This is a genomic window from Streptomyces sp. NPDC000345 (assembly GCF_042898825.1).
Lineage (GTDB): Bacteria > Actinomycetota > Actinomycetes > Streptomycetales > Streptomycetaceae > Streptomyces.
Map to the genome: position 1 here is coordinate 1 of NZ_JBIAZE010000015.1, position 21,188 is coordinate 21,188.

20 protein-coding genes are annotated in these 21,188 nt (G+C 72.8%); 3 read left to right on the forward strand and 17 right to left on the reverse strand.

What is annotated here, in order from left to right:
• Positions 1-125: 125 nt before the first annotated feature.
• From ACFY30_RS29950 to ACFY30_RS29990, 9 genes are all read right to left on the reverse strand, one after another.
• Positions 126-785 carry a CoA transferase subunit B gene (locus ACFY30_RS29950; protein ID WP_390848269.1) on the reverse strand — a complete coding sequence of 220 codons (660 nt, stop codon included), beginning with the start codon at positions 783-785 and terminating at the stop codon, positions 126-128.
• Positions 782-1,537, reverse strand: a complete 756-nt coding sequence (locus tag ACFY30_RS29955) for a CoA transferase subunit A (RefSeq protein WP_390848270.1) — start codon at positions 1,535-1,537, stop codon at positions 782-784. Before ACFY30_RS29955 ends, ACFY30_RS29950 begins: the two co-directional genes overlap by 4 nt.
• Before the next feature lie 110 nt (positions 1,538-1,647).
• Positions 1,648-2,349 (reverse strand): SDR family NAD(P)-dependent oxidoreductase, encoded by a 702-nt coding sequence (locus tag ACFY30_RS29960; protein WP_390848271.1) that lies wholly within the window; start codon positions 2,347-2,349, stop codon positions 1,648-1,650.
• Between the two features lie 80 nt (positions 2,350-2,429).
• Positions 2,430-3,401 carry a fumarylacetoacetate hydrolase family protein gene (locus tag ACFY30_RS29965; protein WP_390848272.1) on the reverse strand — a complete coding sequence of 324 codons (972 nt, stop codon included), beginning with the start codon at positions 3,399-3,401 and terminating at the stop codon, positions 2,430-2,432.
• Between the two features lie 126 nt (positions 3,402-3,527).
• Positions 3,528-4,466, reverse strand: a complete 939-nt coding sequence (locus ACFY30_RS29970; RefSeq protein ID WP_390848273.1) for a VOC family protein — start codon at positions 4,464-4,466, stop codon at positions 3,528-3,530.
• A 12-nt stretch (positions 4,467-4,478) separates the two neighbouring features.
• Complete coding sequence (locus ACFY30_RS29975) at positions 4,479-5,492, reverse strand: amidohydrolase family protein (RefSeq protein ID WP_390848274.1); 1,014 nt, start codon at positions 5,490-5,492, stop codon at positions 4,479-4,481.
• On the reverse strand, positions 5,489-6,625 hold the full coding sequence (locus tag ACFY30_RS29980) for an FAD-dependent oxidoreductase (protein WP_390848275.1): 1,137 nt from the start codon (positions 6,623-6,625) through the stop codon (positions 5,489-5,491). The genes ACFY30_RS29975 and ACFY30_RS29980 overlap by 4 nt, the downstream gene beginning before the upstream one ends.
• Before the next feature lie 179 nt (positions 6,626-6,804).
• Positions 6,805-7,767, reverse strand: coding sequence for a cyclase family protein (locus tag ACFY30_RS29985; RefSeq protein ID WP_390848276.1), 963 nt, complete (start codon positions 7,765-7,767; stop codon positions 6,805-6,807).
• Positions 7,764-8,747 carry a fumarylacetoacetate hydrolase family protein gene (locus tag ACFY30_RS29990; RefSeq protein ID WP_390848277.1) on the reverse strand — a complete coding sequence of 328 codons (984 nt, stop codon included), beginning with the start codon at positions 8,745-8,747 and terminating at the stop codon, positions 7,764-7,766. The genes ACFY30_RS29985 and ACFY30_RS29990 overlap by 4 nt, the downstream gene beginning before the upstream one ends.
• A 121-nt stretch (positions 8,748-8,868) precedes the next feature.
• On the opposite strand from ACFY30_RS29990, the gene ACFY30_RS29995 reads away from it, so the two are divergent.
• The gene (locus tag ACFY30_RS29995; RefSeq protein ID WP_390848278.1) at positions 8,869-9,816 is read left to right on the forward strand and encodes a LysR family transcriptional regulator; all 948 of its coding nucleotides are present in this window, start codon (positions 8,869-8,871) and stop codon (positions 9,814-9,816) included.
• 285 nt (positions 9,817-10,101) lie between these two features.
• Here ACFY30_RS29995 and ACFY30_RS30000 read toward each other — a convergent pair whose 3' ends face one another.
• The 3 genes from ACFY30_RS30000 to ACFY30_RS30010 form a co-directional block, all read right to left on the reverse strand.
• Positions 10,102-11,370, reverse strand: coding sequence for an MFS transporter (locus ACFY30_RS30000; RefSeq protein ID WP_390848279.1), 1,269 nt, complete (start codon positions 11,368-11,370; stop codon positions 10,102-10,104).
• Positions 11,371-11,645: 275 nt separating this feature from the next.
• Entirely contained in the window at positions 11,646-12,191 is a 546-nt protein-coding gene (locus tag ACFY30_RS30005; RefSeq protein ID WP_390848280.1) for a hypothetical protein, read from the reverse strand.
• A gap of 180 nt (positions 12,192-12,371) precedes the next feature.
• The gene (locus ACFY30_RS30010; RefSeq protein ID WP_390848438.1) at positions 12,372-13,847 is read right to left on the reverse strand and encodes a glycosyltransferase family 2 protein; all 1,476 of its coding nucleotides are present in this window, start codon (positions 13,845-13,847) and stop codon (positions 12,372-12,374) included.
• A 470-nt stretch (positions 13,848-14,317) separates the two neighbouring features.
• Between ACFY30_RS30010 and ACFY30_RS30015 the strand changes: the two genes are divergently transcribed.
• On the forward strand, positions 14,318-15,355 hold the full coding sequence (locus ACFY30_RS30015) for a glycoside hydrolase family 5 protein (protein ID WP_390848281.1): 1,038 nt from the start codon (positions 14,318-14,320) through the stop codon (positions 15,353-15,355).
• A 228-nt stretch (positions 15,356-15,583) separates the two neighbouring features.
• Here ACFY30_RS30015 and ACFY30_RS30020 read toward each other — a convergent pair whose 3' ends face one another.
• The gene (locus tag ACFY30_RS30020; protein ID WP_390848282.1) at positions 15,584-15,970 is read right to left on the reverse strand and encodes a hypothetical protein; all 387 of its coding nucleotides are present in this window, start codon (positions 15,968-15,970) and stop codon (positions 15,584-15,586) included.
• 391 nt (positions 15,971-16,361) lie between these two features.
• On the opposite strand from ACFY30_RS30020, the gene ACFY30_RS30025 reads away from it, so the two are divergent.
• Positions 16,362-17,522 carry a PQQ-dependent sugar dehydrogenase gene (locus ACFY30_RS30025; RefSeq protein ID WP_390848283.1) on the forward strand — a complete coding sequence of 387 codons (1,161 nt, stop codon included), beginning with the start codon at positions 16,362-16,364 and terminating at the stop codon, positions 17,520-17,522.
• A gap of 109 nt (positions 17,523-17,631) precedes the next feature.
• Here the strand turns inward: ACFY30_RS30025 and ACFY30_RS30030 are convergent, their stop codons facing one another.
• From ACFY30_RS30030 to ACFY30_RS30045, 4 genes are read right to left on the reverse strand one after another with little or no spacing between them, the layout of a single operon-like run.
• Positions 17,632-17,889, reverse strand: coding sequence for an acyl carrier protein (locus tag ACFY30_RS30030; RefSeq protein ID WP_390656331.1), 258 nt, complete (start codon positions 17,887-17,889; stop codon positions 17,632-17,634).
• The gene (locus ACFY30_RS30035) at positions 17,886-19,127 is read right to left on the reverse strand and encodes a beta-ketoacyl synthase N-terminal-like domain-containing protein (protein ID WP_390848284.1); all 1,242 of its coding nucleotides are present in this window, start codon (positions 19,125-19,127) and stop codon (positions 17,886-17,888) included. Before ACFY30_RS30035 ends, ACFY30_RS30030 begins: the two co-directional genes overlap by 4 nt.
• Positions 19,124-20,392 (reverse strand): beta-ketoacyl-[acyl-carrier-protein] synthase family protein, encoded by a 1,269-nt coding sequence (locus ACFY30_RS30040; RefSeq protein ID WP_390848285.1) that lies wholly within the window; start codon positions 20,390-20,392, stop codon positions 19,124-19,126. Before ACFY30_RS30040 ends, ACFY30_RS30035 begins: the two co-directional genes overlap by 4 nt.
• Positions 20,389-21,147 (reverse strand): thioesterase II family protein, encoded by a 759-nt coding sequence (locus ACFY30_RS30045; protein ID WP_390848286.1) that lies wholly within the window; start codon positions 21,145-21,147, stop codon positions 20,389-20,391. Before ACFY30_RS30045 ends, ACFY30_RS30040 begins: the two co-directional genes overlap by 4 nt.
• Between the last annotated feature and the right edge of the window lie 41 nt (positions 21,148-21,188).

Below are 21,188 nucleotides of genomic sequence, written 5' to 3' on the forward strand. Positions count from 1 at the left end.
GGGGGGGGGGGGGGGGGGGGTTTTTCCCCTAAGCGCGGGCCCCCGCGGGGGGGGGGGGCGGGCCCCCCCCGGGGGGGGGGGGGGGGGCCCCCCCCGGCCCCCCCCCCCCCCGACGTGCGGTGGTCCTACGGCTGCCGGAGCAACGGCGCGTCCGTGCGGGCGGCGATGTCCCGCGCGGAGACGCCCGGCGCGCACTCCACCAGCACGAGGCCCTCGGGGGTGACGTCGAGGACGCCGAGATCGGTGACGACGCGATGGACGCACGCCTCGCCCGTGAGCGGCAGGGTGCACTCCCGGACGATCTTCGGGCTGCCGTCCTTCGCGGTGTGCTCCATCAGCACCACGACCCGGCGGGCACCGTGGACCAGGTCCATCGCACCGCCCATGCCCTTGACCATCCGGCCGGGGACCATCCAGTTGGCCAGGTCGCCGCGCTGCGACACCTGCATCGCGCCGAGCACGGCCGTGTCGATGTGGCCGCCGCGGATCATGCCGAAGGACAGGGCGGAGTCGAAGAAGGAGGCCCCGGGCAGCACGGTGACGGTCTCCTTGCCGGCGTTGACCAGGTCGGGGTCGACCTCGTCCTCAGCCGGATAGGGGCCGGTGCCGAGGATGCCGTTCTCGGAGTGCAGGACCACGTGCACGCCGGGCGGAAGGTGGCCCGGGATCAGGGTGGGCAGGCCGATGCCGAGGTTGACGTAGGAGCCGTCGGTGAGCTCGGCGGCCGCGCGGGCGGCCATCTGGTCGCGGGTCCAGCCGGCCCGCGCGGTGGTGGCGGTGCTCATGCGCGTACCGTCCTCTTCTCGATCTGCTTGTCGACCGCCTGGGCCGGGGTGAGGGGCACGACCCGCTGGACGAAGACACCCGGCAGATGAACCTCGTCCGGTCGCAACCCGCCCGGTTCCACGAGCTCCTCGACCTCGGCGACGGTGATCCGGCCCGCCATCGCGGCCGGCGGGTTGAAGTTGGCGGCGGACCTGCGGAAGACCAGGTTTCCGTGGCGGTCGCCGCGCCAGGCCCGTACGAGGGCGAAGTCGGTGGTGATGCCGTGTTCCAGGACGTACGTGCGGCCGGCGAAGTCGCGGGTCTCCTTGGGCGGGGAGGCCACGGCCACGCGGCCGTCGGCGGTGTGGCGCCAGGGCAGACCGCCGCGGGCCACCTGGGTGCCCACGCCGGCGGGGGTGTAGAAGGCCGGGATGCCCGCTCCGCCCGCGCGCAGCCGCTCGGCCAGCGTGCCCTGCGGCACCAGCTCCACCTCCAGTTCGCCCGACAGGTACTGGCGGGCGAACTCCTTGTTCTCCCCCACGTAACTGCCCGTGACACGGGTGATCCGGCCGTCGGCCAGCAGGACGCCCAGCCCGCGACCGTCCACTCCGCAGTTGTTCGACACGACCTCCAGGCCGGAAGCACCCTGGGCGTGGAGGGCCTGGATGAGCACGTCGGGGATGCCGCTGAGGCCGAAGCCGCCGACGGCCAGCGACGCGCCGTCGGGGATGTCGGCGACCGCCTCGGCGGCGCTCGGGCGGACCTTGTCCATGGGTGGGAGGGCCTTTCTGCTGCTACGGGCTTTGTGCCGCGGGCCTCTGCCGCGGGATTCCTGCTCCGGCCTTCTGACGCGGGCCCGCCGCGGTGACGGGTTTCGTGCCGCTACGGGCGGAGGGCGTCCGAGATCGACTTGGCGCCGCCGTGCGCGGTGAGGCCGCCGTCCACCGGGATCTCGGCGCCGGTGACGAAGGCGGAGTCGTCGCTCAGGAGGAAGACGACGAGGGGCGTGACGTCCTCGACGGTCCCGGTGCGGCCGAGCGGTGTCTCCCGGAGGTTCGCCTCCCGGAACGCGGGGGCGGCGGAGGCGGTCATCTCCGTCTCGACGAAGCCGGGATGGATGATGTTCACCCGGATGCCACGGGGGCCCAGTTCCGTCGCGGCGGTCCTCGACAGGCCCCGCAGCGCCCACTTGCTGGCCGTGTACGCGACCGGGTAGTGGGCGGTCAGCGCCGCCGACGAGCCGACGTTCACGATCGACGCACCCGGCCGCATCAGGGGGGCCAGCGTCCGGATGCCCAGGAGCGGACCGGTGACGTTCACGGCGTGGACCCGGGCCATGTCCTCGGGGCGTACGGCGTCGATGCGGGCCCGCCAGGTGACGCCCGCGTTGTTGACCAGCCCGTGCACCTGCCCGTACGTCTCACGCAGTTCGGCGGCGAGCTCGGTCCAGTCCTTCTCGCTGGTCACGTCGAGCCGACGGCACCCAGGCGCCTCGGTGACATCGGTGGCGATCACCCGGGCGCCCTCCCGGGTCAGCGCCCCGGCCTCCGCGGCGCCCTGGCCGCCGGCCGCGCCCGTGACCACGACGACCTTCCCGAGAAGCCTCCCCCCTGCTCCCGGCCGTGCTCGAGCAGGGAGGTCCCGGGGACGCGGGCCGCCGCCGCTCACGGCCGCTCCCGCGAGCGGCGGCGGGCGGCCGGCAGCGGCACCGGCTCGGGACCGGCCACCACCGTGTTGGAGACACTGCCGAGCCCCTCGACGGTGAGCGTCACGGTGTCGCCGGGCCGCAGCGGCGCCGGGTCCCGCCTGCCGCGTACCCCCCACAGCTCGGCGAGACAGCCGCCGTTGCCGCAGGTGCCCGACCCCAGGACGTCGCCGGGACGCACCCAGGTGCCGCGCGAGGCGTAGGCGACCATCTCCTCGAACGTCCAGCTCATGTTGGACAGCAGGTCCTCGCCGACGACCTCGCCGTTCACCGAGGCGGTGAGCGCGAGCCGCAGGAACCCCTCGGCGTCCCGGTACGGCTCCAGTTCGTCGGCCGTCACCAGGTACGGCCCGAGGGTGGTGGCGGTGTCCTTGCCCTTGCAGGGGCCGAGCCGGACCTGCATCTCGCGGGACTGCAGATCGCGGGCCGACCAGTCGTTGAGGACCGTGTAGCCGACGATGTGCTCACGGGCCTGCTCCGGGGTGAGATCACGCCCGGCACGGCCGACGACCGCGGCGACCTCCAGCTCGAAGTCGAGCACCGTGCTGCCCGGCGGCACCGGCACGTCGTCATGGGCGCCGGTGACCGCGTAGGGGTTGGTGAAGTAGAAGGTCGGGGCGTCGTACCAGGCCTCGGGCACCCCGCCGGCGCCGTCCACCGACCGCCGTACGCCCTCGACGTGTTCCTCGAAGGCCACGAAGTCCCGCACGGTGGGCGGCTGGAGCGGGGGCAGCAGCCGTACCTCCGAGACATGGGGGCCGGCCGGGACGCCGAGCGTCGCGGTGCCCGCCTCCAGCAGTGCGGTCAGACCGGCGCCCTCGGCGAGGAGCCCGGTCAGCGAGCCCACACCGGGCAGCGGGCGGAGCGTGCCGTCCTCTTCGACGACGGCCACTCGGTGCCGGTCGTCGTACTCGTACGTGGCGAAGCGCATGGGGAGGTCCTGTCGGCGGCGGGGAAGGCGGGGGAGGGAAGGCGGGGGCGGGGGCCGTGGCCCGGGGACGCGGCGGGCAGTCAGGGCATGACAGGGGATCGCCGCACCCCCGGAACTCGAGGGGGATCAGACCGGCGGGGCGACGAACACACCGGGGTCGACGTCGTTGAACGACTCCTTGGCGACCAGTTCGTTCATCGGGTTCGCCGTGCCCCACTGGTCGGTGACCTCGGGCTGGGAGAAGTCGTAGACGTGCGGGTGCCAGGTGTCCTCGTCCAGCAGCTCCAGCTCCGTCGTGTACTCGACGGTGTTGCCGTGCGGGTCGAGGAAGTACGTGAAGGTGTTGTCGCCCGCCATGTGCCGGCCCGGGCCCCACACCTTCCTGAAGCCGGCCCGCATCACCCGGCCGGAGCCGCGCATGTACTCGTCGAGGCCGCGCATCTCGAAGGAGACGTGGTGCAGCGAGGTGTGCGGGCCCTTGGCGATGGCCATGGAGTGGTGCTGGTTGCTGATCCGCATGAAGTGCATGACGTCGCCGACGTACGGCGAGCTGAGCGTGTCGGAGTGGCGGAAGCCGAGGTGACGCTCGTACCACTCACGGGTCTTGTCGAGGTCCGGCGAGTTGAGGACGACGTGCGACAGCTTGACCGGGATCGACTCCTTCTCCTCGATCCTGCGGTGCTGCCGGACCTCGACGTCCGACGAGACCTCGACGGTGCGGCCGTCGACGTCGAAGAAGCGGAAGCCGTAGCCGCCGCCGGGGGTGTCGATCCTGCCCGGCTGGGAGATCAACTGGACGCCTCCGCCGAGCAGTCGCTCGGCGAGCGTGTCCACGTCCGCCGCGCTCGCGGCCCCGTACGAGACGAGGTCGAGACGCTTCTCCTCCGACTGACGCAGCCGGACGACGTACTGCTCGGGGCTGCCCTCGGCGGCCAGGAAGGAGATGCCGGAGTCCTCGGCGACCTTGGTCAGGCCCCAGACGCCGGCGTAGAAGTCAAGCTGCTTGGCGTAGTCGGGCACGGCGAGGTCGACGTGCCGCAGATGGGTGAGCAGGCGGTTGTTCATGGGGGGTCCTCCTCAGACGAGGTCGAGCAGGGCGGCCGCGTTGCCGCCCCGCACCGCGTGGAAGTCGTGGTCGGGCAGGCCCGCGGCGCGCAGTGCGCCCAGCGGGTCCTCGGTGCCCATGTCGAAGGGGAAGTCGGAGCCCAGCAGGACCCGGTCCGGGCCGACGGCGCGGATCAGTTCGCGCAGCACGTGCGGGTCGTGGACGAGGGAGTCGAAGTACAGCCTTCGCAGATAGCTGCTCGGCTCCCGTGCGCAGCCCCGGGCGTCGGGGCGGACCCGCCAGGCGTGGTCGGAGCGCCCGATGTGGGTGGGCAGATAGCCGCCGCCGTGCGCCGCGATCAGTCTCAGGCCGGGATGCCGGTCCAGGACGCCGGAGAAGATCAGATGGGAGAGCGCGACGGCGTTCTCGGTGGGCTGGCCGACGGTGTTGGACAGGTACCACTGGTCCAGGCGCTCGTCGAGCGTGCAGCCGAAGGGGTGCAGGAAGACCAGGGCGCCGGTCTCCTCGGCCCGCGCCCAGAACGGCGCGAGCCGCGGGTCGGACAGCTCCGTCTCCCGGGTCCCGGCCGGGCCCGGGGCGTGCGAGGAGATCTCCACGCCCCGCAGTCCCTGGTCCAGCGCGTGGTCGAGGAGGGCCGGCGCGAGGCCGGGGTGCTGGAGCGGCACCAGACCGAGGCCGTACAGCCGGTCGGGGGCCTTCGCGCAGTGCGCCGCCGTCCCCTCGTTGGCCGACCGGCACACCCGCTCGGCCGGCCGGGGATCGGCCCAGTAGTGGTAGTGGGACGGCGAGGGGCTCACGAGTTGCACGTCCACGCCGTGCGCGTCCATCGCGGCCAGGCGCGCGGCGACGTCCGTCAGCCGGGGCACCCGCTCCCCGACCATGGGACCGTTCACGGCGAGGGCCGCCGGGCCGTTGCGGCGGACGTCGAGGGCGCGGGCCTCGGCGAGGCCGGCCCGGCCGGCGACGGCCTCCTCGACCTCCGGCAGCAGCAGGTGGGCGTGCACGTCCACGGTGGGGACCGTCACGGCGTCTCCTTGAGGGCGCTCATGGTCCGGTTCATCAGCCCGGGCACGTCCGCGTCGCGCACCCCGTCGAGCAGCCACCGGCCGAGCTGGACGGAGGCGTCGACGACCATGCGCACCCGGGGCATCCGCCGGGCCCGGTAGTCGGTGAGGAGCCGGTCGTCCCACGTGTCGCGGGTGGTGAGCAGCTCGGCCAGGACGGAGGCGTCCTCCAGGGACATCGCCGCGCCCTGCGCGAGGGTGGGCGGGCAGCAGTGGGCGGCGTCGCCGACCAGGACCACCCGGCCCCGGTGCCACGGGCCCTCGACCAGGTGGCGGTCGAACCAGGTGTAGTTGACGGCGGCCGGGTCGTCGATGTGCTTCACGATCTCGGGCCAGAAGCCGCCGTAGCCCTCGGCGAGCGCGCGCATCTCGTCCGCGTACGACCGAGCGGGGATCGAGGCGCGGTCGCGGCACCCCTCGACGACATAGGCGTAGATGGTGTTCTCACTGGTGGGGCAGTAGCCCGCGATGTACGCCGGGCCGCCGTACGCCAGGTCCGTGCGGGTCACGCCCTCGGGGCGCGGGGCGGCGATCCGCCAGATGGCCATGCCGGTGGGCTCGGGCCGGTCGGTGATGCCGATCATGGCGCGGGTCGCCGAGTTGAGGCCGTCGGCGGCGATCACCAGGTCGTAGCGGCCCTCGGTGCCGTCGCTGAAGCGCACCGAGACGCCGTCGTCGTCCTGGTCCAGGCTCTCGGCGGTGGTGCCGAGGCGGACCCGGGCACCGCAGGCGCGGACCGCCTCGATGAGGATCTGCTGGAGCCGCGGGCGCTGCATGCCCACGGTGGCGGGCAGTTCGGGGCCGCCGGTCTGGATGTCCTCGGCGACGAACAGCACGGTGCCGTCCGCGGCGGTCACGCCCAGCGAGCCGAAGGCGAACCCGGAGGCGCTCACCTGCTCCCAGACGCCCAGTTCACGCAGGACGCGCAGCGCGTTGCCCTGGAGGGTGATGCCGGAACCGGTGGTGGCGTTCCAGTCCGGCTTGGCCTCGATCAGGTCCACGGCGACGCCCGCGCGGCGCAGCAGGAGGGTGACGGCGTTGCCGGAGGCGCCCCCGCCGATGACGAGGACGGCGCGGCTTCGGGGGTCGGTCATGTCGGGGATACCTCCCGTTCGGGCCGCACGGCTTCGGGCGGCTGGTACGAGTGCGGCTCTTCCGCCGTGGAGGCGGACGGCATGCGGAGGGCGGGCCCGCCCGGGAGCGGGCGGGGCGAGGAAGGGGCCGGATGCGCCGCAGCTGTCCGGGGAGAGGCGCATCCGGCGGCTCGGCGGGGCTACTTGACGGCGATCGGGCTGACGGGGGAGCCGACGGCGCCGGTGATGGGCAGCGGCGCGGCGGTCAGCCAGAACGCGTACACCCCGTCGGCCGCGCAGTCCGCGGCGAGGGCGTCGAGGTCCCACATCTCGCCGATCAGCAGGCCCATGTTGGGGATGACGACCTGGTGCAGCGGCTGGAAGGCGTCGTCGAACTCGTTCGGCCGCACCTCGAAACCCCAGGTGTCGGTGGCGATCGCGGCGATCTCGGTGCGGTGCAGCCAGCCGGCGGTGGTGAAGGACAGACCGGGTGCGGGGCCGCCCGCGTAGTCGCCCCAGCCGTCGCGCCGCGCCCGGGTCAGCTGCCCGGTCCGTACGAGGACGATGTCGCCGCGGCCGACGGTGACGCCGTGCGCCCGTGCGGTCCGCTCCAGGTGCTCCTCGGTGACGGCGAAGCCGTCGGGCAGTTCGCCGCCCGTGCCGACGACCCGGCCCACGTCCAGCAGCACGCCGCGTCCCGCGACGTACGGTGCCATGTGCTCGATGCCGGTGACGAGGTCGCCGTCGGAGGTGACCACCTTCTCGGCCGCCCGCCCGTTCCACGCCCTGCCGTGGTCGAAGATGTGCCCGAGTCCGTCCCACTGGGTGGAGCACTGCAAGGGCATCGCGATCACGTCGTCGGCGCCGCCGATGCCGTGCGGGAAGCCCTGGTTGCCGAGGGCGGCGTCGGTGCCCGTGTCGAGCATGGTGTGCACCGGGTTGGTGCGCCGGCGCCAGCCCTTCTGCGGGCCGTTCATGTCGAAGGACTGCGAGAGCGAGAAGCTGACGCCGCGGCGCACCAGGGCGGCCCCTTCGCGTCGCTTGGCCTCGTCGAGGAAGTTCAGGGTGCCCAGCACGTCGTCCTCGCCCCAGCGCCCCCAGTTGGAGTACGCCTTGGCGGCCTCGGCGATCGCGCCCTCGGGGTCGTGACGGTCCGGGCTCATGCCGGGCCCTCCTGCACACAGCGGGTGCGCTGCACACCGAGACCGGTGACGGACCCCTCCATGACGTCGCCGTCCCGCAGCAGCCGCCCCCAGTGGATGCCGTTGCCGGCCGGGCTGCCGGTCAGCACCAGGTCGCCGGGCAGCAGCCGGGCGGTCTGCGAGATGTACGACACCAGCCGTGCCACCCCGAAGAGCATGTCCTTGGTGGACTCGTCCTGCATGGTCTCGCCGTTCAGCTTCAGCGTGACCCGCAGGTCACCGGGGTCGGCGATCGACTCGGCGGGCACGAGCCACGGGCCGAGCGGGGTGAAGCCGGGCGCGTTCTTGCAGCGCAGCCAGTCGGTGCCGATGGCCGGCATGTCCCGCCGGAAGACGGTGGCGCGGTCGGTGAGGTCGTTGGCGATCGTGTACCCGGCGACGTGGTCCAGGGCCTCCTCGACGGAGATCCGGTGGGCGGGCCGGGCGATGACGGCCGCCAGCTCCAGCTCCCAGTCGGGCTGGGCGGCCCAGGACGGGAGGACGACGTCGTCGTACGGTCCGGCGATCGTGCTGGGCAGACCGATGAAGACGTACGGCAGGTCCTCGGCGGCCCGGCGGTCCATGATCGCGGCGATCTCCGCACGGGCCTCCTCCACCGTGCGCGGGTCGTCGGGGGAGCGGTGGGCGACCTCCAGGTCGATCACGTGCTGCCGGTAGTTGGCGCCGGACTGGAAGATCTGCCGGGGCTCCAGCGGGGCGTGCACCCGCAGTTCCTTGAGCGGCCGCCAGTCGAGGGCGTCGTCCTGTGCGAGGGCGCGCAGCACGGGGAGGGTCTCCTCCCACCGCTCCACCACGGCCCGCACGTCGGACGGCGCCCGGTCCAGCGCCCCGCGCAGGTCGAGCACCCGTTCCCGGGCCAGCAGACCGGGGAACGGGTCCCCGTCCTGAGCGGAGAACGTGCCGAGCGCGAACGGGCCGGCAGGTTGCGCGAGCGTTGCCATGAGATTTCCTCCCGCTGGGTTGCGGTCTACTCTGAACCCGATCCGCTGATCACGGAAATCAATCCTGTGGATGCACTGGATCCACGGCATGGATGGCTCTTCGCTCCTTGGGTGGTGCCCGGTGAACCTGTCCCGACTCGACCTCAACCTGGTGGTCGCGCTGCGTGCGCTGCTGGAGGAACGCAACGTCACCCGGGCCGGCGAGCGCATCGGGCTGAGCCAGCCCGCGATGAGCGCGGCACTGGCCCGGCTGCGCCGCCATTTCGACGACGAATTGCTCTCCCGCACCGGCAACAGCTACGAACTGACCCCGCTCGGGGTCGCACTGCGGGACCGCAGCGCGACCGCGTGCGACCTGCTGGAGCGGGTCTTCTCGAGCCAGGCGGACTTCGACCCGGGCGCCGAGACAAGGGAGTTCACCCTGCTCGCCTCCGACTACGGCGCGGCCGTCTTCGGCGCCGAACTCGCCCGCGCCGTGCACCGGGAGGCGCCCGGGATCCGGTTCACCTTCCAGCATCCGGCGCCCTCCGTCGTGGAGAACACCGCGACCGTGCTGAGCACCGTCGACGGGCTGCTGATGCCGCACGGCGTCATCGACGGCTTCCCCTGCGTCGACCTCCACCAGGACCGCTGGCTGTGCCTGGTCGCCGACGACCACCCCGAGGTCGGCCACGAGCTCACCCTGGACCAGCTGGCCAGCCTGCCCTGGGCGGTCTACCAGCGGCCCTACGACGCGCCGGCCGCCCGGCAGCTCAGCATGCTCGGCATCAGCCCCCGGGTGGAGGTCTCCGTACAGACCTTCCAGCTGCTGCCCCACATGGTCGAGGGCACCCGCCGCATCGCGATGATCCAGGAGCGCCTGGCCCGCAGAGCGGTCCGCTCGGCGGCGGTCCGGGTCCTGCCCTGCCCCTTCGAGGCGGTACCGGTGCAGGAGGCCCTGTGGTGGCACCCCGTCCACGCCCAGGACGCCGCCCACATCTGGCTCCGCCAGAAGGCCGTGGAGGTGGGCGCCACCCTGACGGGCCTCCCCGACGCCACCTCCGCCGCACAGCCCGTGGCGGGGGCGTAGGCCGCCTGTGGGGTGTGGGCCGCACGGGGTGCCGAGCGTGGTCGGCGTGCAGGTGGCCCGCGGCGGCGGGGCCCGGCGAGCAGCACCCCACCACCCCCGCGGCGGTCTCCAGGCCCGGCGCGGGGCGGCTTGCGGGGCGTGCGTGCCCTTGCGGGGCGTCTCCAGGCCGGGGGCGGGCGGGACTGGGGGATGGCAACCGGCCCGTCCCCGCGGGGAGGCGGAGGCGGGCCGGTTGCCGGGGGAGGCGGAGGCGGGCCGGTTGCCGGGGGAGGCGGAGGCGGGTGCTCAGGCCAGTTGTTCCGGCAGCGGCCGCGGGTCGGCCGTGGCCGTGCGACGGCGGGCCGTCGTCAGTCCCGCCGCGACCAGGGCGGCGGCCAGCCCCAGGACGCCCACCGCGGCGGCGAGGCTGCCGACCGCCGACTCCAGGGCGAGCAGGACCAGCGGGCAGACGAACTCGCCGCCGAAGAAGGCCGCCGTCCACAGCCCCGTCCCGCGTCCGCGGTCCTCGAAGGCCAGCCGGGACATCGCGCTGGTGAGCAGGGCGGGCAGCAGCATGCCCGTGCCCACGCAGTTGACCACCGCACCGGCGACCAGCAGCGGGGCGTTGCCCGCGAGGAACATCACCCCGAAGCCGGCCGCGCAGACCGCGAGAACGGCGGGCACCATCGGGTCGGGGGAGCGCTTCAGCCGGGCGAAGGTGACCGCCCCGCCCACGGTGGCGGCGCTCGCGACCGCGGTGGCCAGGCCGATCACCCCGGAGTTCTCCACCCCGAGGTCGTCCAGCAGGTACGACATCTCCACCGGGACGGTGTAGAAGACCATCGCCCCGAAGAACGTCAGGGCGCAGATGCCCGCCAGCTGCCGCCAGGGGAACGGGCGCCGCGTCTCCACCGGGGCCGGGGCCCCGTCGGCGTCGTCGCGGCGCGCGGAGCCGGGCAGGGCGGTGGCCATCAGAGGGGCGAGCGCCAGGCTCACGGCGTACACCCAGAAGGGCACCCGCCACCCGGCCGAACCGGCGGCGCCGCCCAGGACGAAGAAGACGGTGGCCGAAGCCGACGCGCACATGGTCTGCAGCGCGAGGTACTTCACCCGCCGCCGACCGGAGTAGTAGTCGCCGATGAGGGTCGTGCAGCAGGTCATGATCGCGGCCTCGGCGACGCCGACCAGGGCGCGGCTGGCGATGACGGCGCCGAGGGAGTCCAGCCAGAGCGGGGCCGTGCCGAACGCGGCGTACAGCACCGTCGCCACGATCAGCAGCCGCTTGCGGCCCAGCCGGTCCACCATCACGCCGGCGAACGGGGCGAGCAGGGCCAGCGCCAGCGCCGGAACGGTCAGCGCGAGCGGGACCAGCGCCTTGGCCCCCGGCACGGAGGCGAAGTGGTCCTGCATCTTCGGCAGCACGGGGGCGATCAGCACCGCCCCCAGGATCGGCAGACAACTGCCCGCCATCAGCAGGGTCACCCGCAGCAGATGGGCCGGGCCCGAGACGGCGACGGGAGACGGAGCGGCGTCGTCGACCGCGGTGGGAGACGGCGGCAGGGCGGAACCGGGCATGGCGACTCCAGGGACGGTGTACGGGAGCGGGCATGCCTTCCGGGCCTCGCGGGGCACACGGCATGCCGGGGACGGCCGCACGGGGGCGGCTGATGCGGACAGCGGCGTGCGGGTAGGGACGACTATGGGCGGTCGCCCGCCCCGCCGCCATCCTCGGCGCGATCGCAATCCCCGATCCGGCTCATCCACCCCGTGGATGAGCCCGGTCCGTACCCGTCCGGGTCGCGCAGGCCGCCGGCCCGGGGGGAGCCGTCACGCGCGCCGCCCGGCCGGCGTCACGCGGACGCCATCACGTCCGCTTCGGGGGCCAGCAGCGTGGCCGCGGCCCTCTGGTGCAACGCGTCCAGCGTCCTGAGCTGCTGTTCCGCCCGCTGCTGCAGCTTCCGCAGCCAGTCGGCGTCCAGGCGTGGATCCTCGGCGGAGACGGAGAGCAGGGCGCGCCACAGCAACGCCTTGCCCTGTACTCCCAGCCGCACGGCTTCGAGCTCGACCAGCACGGTGAGGCCGGAGCGGCGCAGCAGCCGGCCGTTGGGCTTCACCCGCCCGAGCTTCTCGCCCAGCCGCGCTCCGTACTGCTTGTAGTGCTGCACGGGCATCTCGAGGTCGGACAGGATCCGCAGCAGGTACCGCTTGTCCTGCGCGATCTCCGCCGCGAGCTTCTCCAGTTCGACCCCGTACTCCGTGTCGTGGTGCTCCTGCACCATGCGCCTGGCGAGCCGGGTACCGGCTGTCGCCCCGGCCAGGTGATCGTTGAGGTAGACGTCCAGCATTTTCTCCCGCGTCGGTCCGTCGCCCGGACTCTGCGCTGTCGCGGTCATCATGTCCCTCCAGCCTCCGCACCCTGTCGACGACCTCCGAGTGCCCCTCCTGCCCCGGGTGACCACCGCCCCGGAGCAGGCGGTGTTCGGCTGGACGGCCGGGCGCCCCGGCCAGGACGCGGAAGAGGTCCTCGGCGGCCGTGTCGGCGCGGCACCGAGGACCTCTTCCGGTCTCGTGGTGGTTCAGAGGGTCTCCGCCGGCTCCAGCCTCCTGGGCGCGGCGGTGGGAACGGTCTCCTCCGCGGTGCCGCGGTGCGGAAGGACGACCCGGCCCACGATCACGGTGTAGAACAGGCCGGAGGCCAGCACCAGTGCGAAGTCCGGCGCGTACAGGGTGGCCATGCGCCAGACCGCGACGCCCACCCACAGGATCGCCGTCCCGCCGTTCCAGAGCCGGACGCCGACGCACAGGCGCCGGTTCCTGTTCCGGCCCGCGGCCGCCGAGCCGGTGGGCCGCCAGGCCTGACGCCTGCCCCGTGCGATGTCCCAGATGGCGAACAGGTGGGCCCACCCGTACATCAGGCGCACGGCCCACGCTTCGATCCGGTACGGGCACCTGTGCCACAGCGGGAAGATCACCAGGGTGTAGAGAACACTGGGCAGGACGAGCAACGTGTACTCGACCTTGAGTTTCTCGGGCATCGTCAGCAGCAGCACGATCGGGAGCAGCGGTGCCACGAAGGTGAAGAGCGCCGTGTGGATGTAGTAGAGGAAGCCGGAGAAGTAGCAGAGCCGGGTGGTGAGCCGGAGCTTCGTGCTCCAGAACTTCCTGCTCCCCAGCAGGCTCATGGAACCCGAGCACCAGCGGTACTGCTGGTGGTAGAACGCGCTCACGTTGTCGGGACAGTTGCCGGTGGCGAGGGGGATCGGCACATAGCGCAGGGCCCAGCCCAGCCGGCCGAGGTCGAAACCGGTGTGCACGTCCTCAGAGTGCTCGATCAGGGTGGTGCCGCCGTTGGCCTCCAGGGCCGCCCGCCGGTAGACGGCGCAACTGCCCACGCAGATGGCGCCGCCGTGGCGCTGCCGGGACACCTGGATCGCCCGGTAGAACAGCTCCTGGACGGCCCCCGCGCCCCGCTCGATCCACGTCTGCCGGCCGGTCACCCGGAAGAACTGCGGCGATTGGACGATGCCCGTCTTCGGGTCGCGCTCCATGTACGGCAGCAGTTCCTCCAGCAGATCCGCGCGCGGGGCGAAGTCGGCGTCGAGGATGAGGATGTACTCCTCGTCGGAGATGCCGAGCCCGTAGTGCAGATTGCCGGCCTTCTTGAACCAGCCCCGGTTCGGCCGGCTTCCGTAGACGAAGCCGAACTCCTTCGCCAGGTCGGCGAGTTCGGGAGACGCGGAGTCGTCGAGCACGTAAGCGGTGGCCGTACCGGGGTAACGGTCGGCGAGTTGGCGCACATGCGTCCAGGTGTTCTCCAGTACGTCGAGGGGTTCGCCGCACACCGGCAGGAAGACGGCGACGGTCGGATAGGTCTCGGGGCGCCATTCCCGGACCAGTTGGCGATGGGCCTTGAGATCGAAGTCGGGGGTGAAGCCGTTCACGCGCAGTGAAGCGACGTAGTAGAGAACGCTGAAGACCAGGCACGGCAGCAGCGCGAACAACCATGGCGAGGACTGGATGAGCCTGAACTGGCTGAAGACGAGGCAGCCCATGCTGAGCAGCGAGGCACCCGTGAGCACCCAGAGGTGACGTCGGGCGTAGGAGTACTTCTCCTCGTCGTCCGGGGGCTCGGGGAGTACGGAGGTGGCGGCGTGCCCGGACCGGTGGGTTATCTGTGGGACCTGGTGCCGGGTCGTCTCCATGGTGGTGTCAAAGGAATCAAGGCTCAAGGTGTGCTCCTTGAAGGGGATGGTCATCTCCACCACTAGCCACGGAGGGGTGTGACCTGCGCCTTTGGCTGGGCTGATTGCTGCACGGGTCGCTCGAAGGAAGGATTCGCCGGAGTGGCAGCCGCCAGGGAGCGGACCGCGCGGGGCATCGGAGGGCGAACGCGGGCCCGGACTCTGTGCACACGGGTGAACATTCCTGCGGCTCGGACGAATCACGGTGACGCTGCATCACATATGAAGTGATGATTCGTCATATTTGCGATTCGGCCACCCCCAAGGAACTGGAGGCAGCAGTGCCCTCACTGACGTCCCGCAGCCGTCGCGCGGCCTGGACCTCGCTGGCCCTCGCGGCGGCGCTCGGCGTTCTCCCCGCGAGCCCGGCGCACGCACAGGACACCGGAAAGGCCCCCAGGGCCAGGACTCCGGTCCAGGCGTGGGGCAAGCTCCACGTCTGCGGCACGCAGCTGTGTTCCCAGTCCGGCAGACCGGTCCAGTTGCGGGGCATGAGCACCCACGGCACGCAGTGGTACCCGGACTGCCTGACCGGCGCGGCGCTGGACGCCGTCGCCTACGACTGGAAGGCGAGCGTGCTGCGCGTCTCGACGTACGCCCGCGAGGGCGGCTATCGCGCGGACCCGAAGAAGTACACCGACATGGCGAGCAGGCTCGTCGACATGGCGACGGCCCGCGGCATGTACGTCATCGTCGACTGGCACACGATCCACCCGGGCGATCCGCACCAGGACCTCGCCAACGCGCGCACCTTCTTCAAGACGATCGCCGAACGGCACCGGAACAAGACCAACGTGATCTACGAGATCGCCAACGAGCCGCACCACGTGAGCTGGCCGACGATCAAGGACTACGCGAAAAAGATCATGCCGGTGATCCGTTCCCGCGTTCCCGGCAGCGTGATCCTCATCCCGACGAGGGGCTGGGCGACGCTCGGCGCGGCGGAGGCGACCAACGAGAAGATCATCGTCGCGGATCCCGTACGCGACAAGAACGTCATGTACACGTTCCACTTCTACGCGACGGCGGGGCGCGAGCAGTTCCTGAGGCTGCTGGACCGCGCCTCGGACAAGCTGCCGATCTTCGTCACGGAGTGGGCCGTCGCCTCCTGGAACGGCTGGGGCACCGACTACCCCATGGCGCAGAAGTTCATCGACGTCATGGCCAAGAAGAAGATCGGCTGGACGAACTGGAGTCTCTCCGACAACCACAAGGATCTGTCCGTCTTCAAGAAGGGTGTCTGCGGCACCGGCAAGTTCGCCGGCACCAAGGCGCTCTCGCCCAACGGCGTCTGGGTCAGGGCCAAGATCAGGGGCTGAGCGGCCGACCGTTCTCGAACCGAACCCGCCCACCGGGGCGGACCGCGCACCGCGGTCCGCCCCGGTGGCGTGTCCGGCACACCGCCCGCCCCCTCGCGGAGCGTGTTCGGAAGCGCCCGGAGCCCGGACGCGGTCTCGGACGAGGGATTCCCGCTCGACCCCCGCGGCGCACCGGTTCCCCGATCGCTGGTCGCCCACGGTCACTGATCGCGACGACCAACTGCCCACTCACCGGGCAGGCATGCCTCCGTGCGGGCTGTTGACCACCAAGGGCAGCGACCCTTCGGCGAGGTAGAAATGCCCGGGGAAGTAGTCGATGTGAAGGTGACCGCCGTCCTCGGCGGTGGCCATGGCCTGAAGATTCTCCGCGAGCACGGCCCTGCCGGCGGAGTCACCACTGATCACGAGCATCCGCCGCTCGGCGTCCCGGTGGACGAGGACCCCCGGGCCGGAAGTCTTCCTGACCTCGACCCCGGCCAGGGCGTTGCTGCCCGGCGAAGCGGTGGAGCTGAACCGTCCCTCGCCCTGGGCCACCGCGCGTGCCAAGTGCATCAGTTCTTCCGCCGATGCGGAGAGATCCACTTCGCCGTACCCGGGGTCGGAGACCAGTCTCACGGGCGTCACTCCTTCATGGTCGGACTCCCATGATGCCTGCCTGCCAAGATCGTCCGTCATGCGTCCGGGTCAGCGAAGACGGCCAGACCCGGCGGGGCACATCGGAGCTGCTCGTCCAGGAGAGCCGCGCGTCGACGTCCTGGAGCTCGACATCGCGCTCAGGGACCTCGCGACGACGTGCTGACGGCGTCCCGCGGCCGGGACGGGTCCGGCGCCCGGGGCCGCGCCGCCGATCACGCCGCGGCGCACCCGTCAGCAGGACGGACGTATCCGAGTGGCTCTCCCGTCGCCGGGCGCTCGATACTCGGGACATCTCCTGGGCCGCAGCTTGCGGTGGACGCCCCTGGCCAGGGCTCACGCGGCTCCCCCCACGACAGGAAAGGCCCTCCGAATGTCACGCTTGGCGCAAGCAGCGCTGCGGCGCGTCCGACCGGGCGCAGCCGCGATCACCGCCGCCACCGCTCTCCTCACCGTCTGCGCCCTGCAGCCGGCGACGGCGGCCGGGGCGGCGCGGCACCCCGCCCCCCGGACGGCGGACCTCCGGACGGGCGTCCCGTCCGACGACAGCGCTCCGCAGACCGTCGCCACCCTCTCGGGCGAGCTGACGGAACCCTGGGCCATCTCCTTCCTGCCCGACGGAGCCACGGCGCTGGTGACCGAGCGGCACACCTCGCAGGTGTGGCGGGTGGCGCGGGACGGCTCCAAGAAGGCCGTGGGCGCGGTGCCGGACACGGTCAACGGCACCACCGGGCCCGGGGTGGGCAACGGCGGGCTGCTGGGCGTCGCCCCCTCCCCGACCTGGAACGGCACCACGGACCAGGACGTCTTCTTCGTCCACACGGCCGCCGACGAGACCCGGGTCGTGCGGATGCGCTTCGACGGCACCTCGCTCAGCGACTACGCCGTCGTGCTCGGCGGGATCGCCCGGGGCGGGGACCACAACGGCGGAAAGATCGCCTTCGGCCCCGACGGCTACCTGTACGTCGCCACCGGCGACGGCCAGACCGGCGCTCGCGCTCAGGACAGGAACTCGCTCAACGGGAAGATCCTGCGCATCACCAGGAGCGGCGAGGCGGCGCCCGGCAACCCCTTCGGCAACCCCGTCTACAGCCTCGGCCACCGCAACCCCGAGGGCCTCGTGTGGGACGACCGGGGCCGGCTGTGGGAGACCGAGATCGGCCAGGACACGTGGGACGAACTCAACCTCATCGAGCCGGGGGCCGACTACGGCTGGCCCGTCTGCGAGGGTTCCTGCGCAGTCGAGGGCATGACGAACCCGCAGTTCGTCTGGAACCCGGACCGGGGCGGCGTCCCCGGTCAGGTCGCGGTCAACCGCGACGTCCTGTACGTGACGTCGATGCTGGGCCAGCGCCTGTGGCGCCTGCCGATCAGCGGCGACGGACGAAGCGTGGGCACCCCCACCGAGTACTACGGCGGTGTGTACGGGCGGTTCCGCGCCATCGCCAAGGTGCCCGGCGCCAGTGAACTGTGGCTGGCCACGGACAGACGGGGCGACCGGCAGGACATGATCCTCAAGGTGACCGTCGGCTGACGGGCGGTCGGGCGGCGGCGCCGGTACCGGAAGCCGCGCGGCTCCCGGTACCGGCGCCGTGCTCTCGTCGGCTCCGCGGAGACCCGCCGGCCGGCGCGTCGCGGGATGCTCAGCGTCGCGCGGCGAGTGCCGCGTTGACCAGGTCCAGGTAGCGGCGGGGGGTGTCCGCCTCGGGCACCGCCTCCTCGTCCAGCCGGATGTGATGCTCCCGCTCGACGACCCCGGTCAGCTCGAGGATCGCGAGGGAGTCGTAGCCGAGGTCGGCGAACGTCAGGTCGAGGACGTCGCCCTCCAGGTCGACGGACTCGTCGCTGCCCGCGCACTCCCGGAGCAGCCGCGTCAGGTCGTCGAGGCGCAGTGCGGTCATCGTGGTTCCTCTCGTCGGGGGGACGGGCATGCGGCGGCGCCTCCCGGGGAGCGCACCACCATGGCGGAGTTGAAGCCGCCCCGGCCGCGCGCCAGCACCAGCGCGGTACGCAGCCGGGCCGGGCGGGGAGCGTCGGTCACCAGGTCGATCGGACAGTCGTCGGCGACGCCCCCGACGTGCACGGTGGGCGGGATCAGCTGGTCGCGCAGGGCCAGGAGGGCGGCGGCCAGGTCGAGCGAGGCGGCCCCGGCGGAGAGCCGTCCGGTCATCGTCTTGGGCGCGGTCACCGGAACGCCGTACGGGCCGAAGATCCCGGCCAGCGCCTCGGCCTCCGCCACGTCGTCGGCCCGTACGCCCGCCGCGTCGCCGAAGACCACGTCCACGTCGGCGGGGACGGCCCCCGCGTCGGCGAGGGCCAGTTCCGCGGCGGCGCGCAGCCGGGAGGGCCCGGCGGGCGGATCGAAGGTGGCAGCATGGCCGGCGATCTCCCCGTACGCGTGCTCCGCGCGCGCCGCGTCCTCCAGGACGAGCAGCGCACCGCCCTCGCCGATCACCTGGCCGCCGGCCTGCGCCGAGTACGGCAGGAAGGCGCGGGCCGGATCGTCCGAGGTGCTGAGCCGGCCGTCGGCGAGGTACCCCGCCCAGCCCCAGGGACACAGCGCGGAGTCCACGCCGCCGCAGAGCATCCGCCGGGTGCCCCTGCGCAACTGCCGCCGGGCCTCGGCGACGGCGTCCAGACCCCCCGCCTGCTCGCTGACGAGCACCCCGCCGGGGCCGCGCATGCCCTGCGCGATGGAGATCTGGCCGGTGTTGACGGCGTAGAACCAGGCGAAGGACTGGTACGCGCTGACGTACCGGCCGCCCTTGCTCCACAGCGCCTGCAACTCGCGCTGTCCGAACTCGAAGCCGCCCACCGAGGAGGCGGTGACGACACCGGTGTCGTAGCCCTCCCCGGTGGGCGTCGCGCCCGCGTCGGACAGGGCCTCCGCGGCGACGGCCAGCGCGAGCCGCGTCATGTGGTCGGTCTGCGGCAGCAGCCGGGCCGGGACGTGCTCGGCCGCCTCGAAGCCCGGCACCTCACCCGCGAGCCGTGCCGGGTACCGGGCGGCGTCGAAGCGGCTGACGGGACGGATGCCGCTCTCCCCGGCCAGGACGGCGCGCCACCACGCGGCGGTGCCCAGACCGTTGGGCGCGGCGACCCCGATGCCGGTGACGGCGGCTGCCGGACGGGTGCTCATACGGCGTCCCCCGTGCGCGGAGCGGTGAGCACCATGGCGCTCTGGAAGCCGCCGAAGCCACTGCCCACGCTCAGCACCGTGTCGGTGCGCTGCGCCCGCGCGGTCAGCGGGGTGTAGTCCAGATCGCACTCGGGGTCGGGGGTGTGCAGGTTCGCGGTCGGTGGCACGGTGTTGTGCTCGATGGCCAGGGCGCTGGCGGCGATCTCGAGGGAGCCGATCGCGCCGAGCGAGTGCCCGACCATGGACTTCACCGAGCTGACCGGCACGTCGTAGGCGTGATGGCCGAGACCGAGCTTGAAGGCGGCGGTCTCGTGCCGGTCGTTCTGGCGGGTGCCGGAGCCGTGCGCGTTGACGTAGTCGACGTCGCCGGGGTCGGTGCGTGCCTCGTCGAGCGCGGCCCGTATGGCCTCGGCCATCTCCTTCCCGTCCCTGGTCAGGCCGGTCATGTGGTAGGCGTTGCAGCGGGTGGCGTAGCCGGTGATCTCGGCGTAGACGTGCGCCCCGCGACGCCGGGCGTGCCCGTACTCCTCCAGGACGAGCACCGCGGAGCCCTCGCCGAGCACGAAGCCGTTGCGGGTGGCGTCGAAGGGCCGGGAGGCCGTCGCGGGATCGTCGTTGCGCGGTGAGGTGGCCTTGATGGCGTCGAAGCAGGCGACGGTGATGGGGGAGATGGGCGCCTCGGTGGCGCCGCCGACCATCACATCGGCGTTGCCCTCGCGGATCAGGCCGACGGCGTGGCCGACCGCGTCGATGCCGGAGGTGCAGCCGGTGGAGATCAGGGACACCGGGCCCTGGGCACCGCAGCGGTGCGCCACCTCGGCCGCCATCGAGCTGGGGACGAAGTAGTCGAACAGGTGGGGGACCGCGAGCCGGTGATCGACCTGCCAGCTGCTTCCGTCCCTGCTGACGGTGCGGTACTCGCGGTCCAGGCCCGTGGTGCAGCCCACCGCGCTGCCCAGCGCCACGCCGGTGCGCAGCGGGTCGGCCTCCCCGGCGAGACCGCTGTCGGCCACCGCCTCGCGGGCGCCGACGACGGCGAACTGCGCCGCCCTGTCCAGGCGTTCGGCCTCCTCGGGGGAGAACCCGTGCGCGGCCGGGTCGAAGTCCACCTCCGCGGCGACACGGGAGCGGAACGGCCCGGCGTCGAACAGCGAGATGGCGCGGGTCGCGGTCCGGCCGGAGGTCAGCAGGGACCAGAACTCCTTGGTACCCAGGCCGCCTGGGGCGACCACTCCGATCCCGGTGATGACGACGCGGCGGTTCATCGACTCCCTCTCTGTACGGTCCCTTCGACGGCGGGCCGCGCCGCGCACGCCGCGCGGCCCATGACCCGGCACGCCCTGCCCATCAGCCTGGGCAGCTCCGGGCCCCGTACGAAGAAGTGGTCACCCGGCAGGGTGCGTTGCACCACGCGGTCGGTCCCCCAGCGTGCCCAGCCGGCCATCACCTCGGGCCCGGCCAGCGGATCGTCCCGGCCCGACACCACCAGGAGGGGTACGGACAGCGGCGCGTCCGCGCCACGGCGCATCGCGCGGGCGAGACACAGGTCGTCGCGGAGCACGCCGAGCACGGTCCGCTGCCACACCGAGCTGTGCGGGGTCGTCCGCGGCAGCCTGGTGCCCAGGCCCGTCAGCAGCTCCGGCAGCCGGTCGTCGGCCAGGCCGTCCGGGAACGGGTCGCGGTCCGGCGGCGGGCAGGCGCCCACGGCCACCAGCGCGGGTTCCGGCAGACCGGCCCGGTGCACGGCGCGGGCCACGGTGTAGGCGACGAGACCGCCCAGACTGTGGCCGTACAGCACGTACCGCCCGTCGGGCGGGCGGCCGTGGCGGCGCAGCAGATCCACGAGCAGCGGGCGCACGGAGGTGATCCGCGGTTCGCGGCGGCGGGCCTCCCGTCCCGGCAGCAGCACCGGCTCGGTCCGGATGCCGGGGCCCGTGCCGTGGGACCAGCGGCCGAAAGCGGCGATGCCGGCGCCGGCGTGCGGGAAGCAGTACAGCCTCATCGGCCGGCCGTCCTGCATGTCAGCTCCCTCCGTGTGCCCTCGGGTGGCGGGGCACGACG

Coding starts and splice junctions, on each gene's coding strand:
- ACFY30_RS29950 (WP_390848269.1), bottom strand. CDS start 785: ATGAGCACCGCCACCACCGCGCGGGCCGGCTGGACCCGCGACCAGATG.
- ACFY30_RS29955 (WP_390848270.1), bottom strand. CDS start 1,537: ATGGACAAGGTCCGCCCGAGCGCCGCCGAGGCGGTCGCCGACATCCCC.
- ACFY30_RS29965 (WP_390848272.1), bottom strand. CDS start 3,401: ATGCGCTTCGCCACGTACGAGTACGACGACCGGCACCGAGTGGCCGTC.
- ACFY30_RS29970 (WP_390848273.1), bottom strand. CDS start 4,466: ATGAACAACCGCCTGCTCACCCATCTGCGGCACGTCGACCTCGCCGTG.
- ACFY30_RS29980 (WP_390848275.1), bottom strand. CDS start 6,625: ATGACCGACCCCCGAAGCCGCGCCGTCCTCGTCATCGGCGGGGGCGCC.
- ACFY30_RS29985 (WP_390848276.1), bottom strand. CDS start 7,767: ATGAGCCCGGACCGTCACGACCCCGAGGGCGCGATCGCCGAGGCCGCC.
- ACFY30_RS29990 (WP_390848277.1), bottom strand. CDS start 8,747: ATGGCAACGCTCGCGCAACCTGCCGGCCCGTTCGCGCTCGGCACGTTC.
- ACFY30_RS30000 (WP_390848279.1), bottom strand. CDS start 11,370: ATGCCCGGTTCCGCCCTGCCGCCGTCTCCCACCGCGGTCGACGACGCC.
- ACFY30_RS30005 (WP_390848280.1), bottom strand. CDS start 12,191: ATGATGACCGCGACAGCGCAGAGTCCGGGCGACGGACCGACGCGGGAG.
- ACFY30_RS30010 (WP_390848438.1), bottom strand. CDS start 13,847: ATGGGCTGCCTCGTCTTCAGCCAGTTCAGGCTCATCCAGTCCTCGCCA.
- ACFY30_RS30025 (WP_390848283.1), top strand. CDS start 16,362: ATGTCACGCTTGGCGCAAGCAGCGCTGCGGCGCGTCCGACCGGGCGCA.
- ACFY30_RS30030 (WP_390656331.1), bottom strand. CDS start 17,889: ATGACCGCACTGCGCCTCGACGACCTGACGCGGCTGCTCCGGGAGTGC.
- ACFY30_RS30035 (WP_390848284.1), bottom strand. CDS start 19,127: ATGAGCACCCGTCCGGCAGCCGCCGTCACCGGCATCGGGGTCGCCGCG.
- ACFY30_RS30040 (WP_390848285.1), bottom strand. CDS start 20,392: ATGAACCGCCGCGTCGTCATCACCGGGATCGGAGTGGTCGCCCCAGGC.
- ACFY30_RS30045 (WP_390848286.1), bottom strand. CDS start 21,147: ATGCAGGACGGCCGGCCGATGAGGCTGTACTGCTTCCCGCACGCCGGC.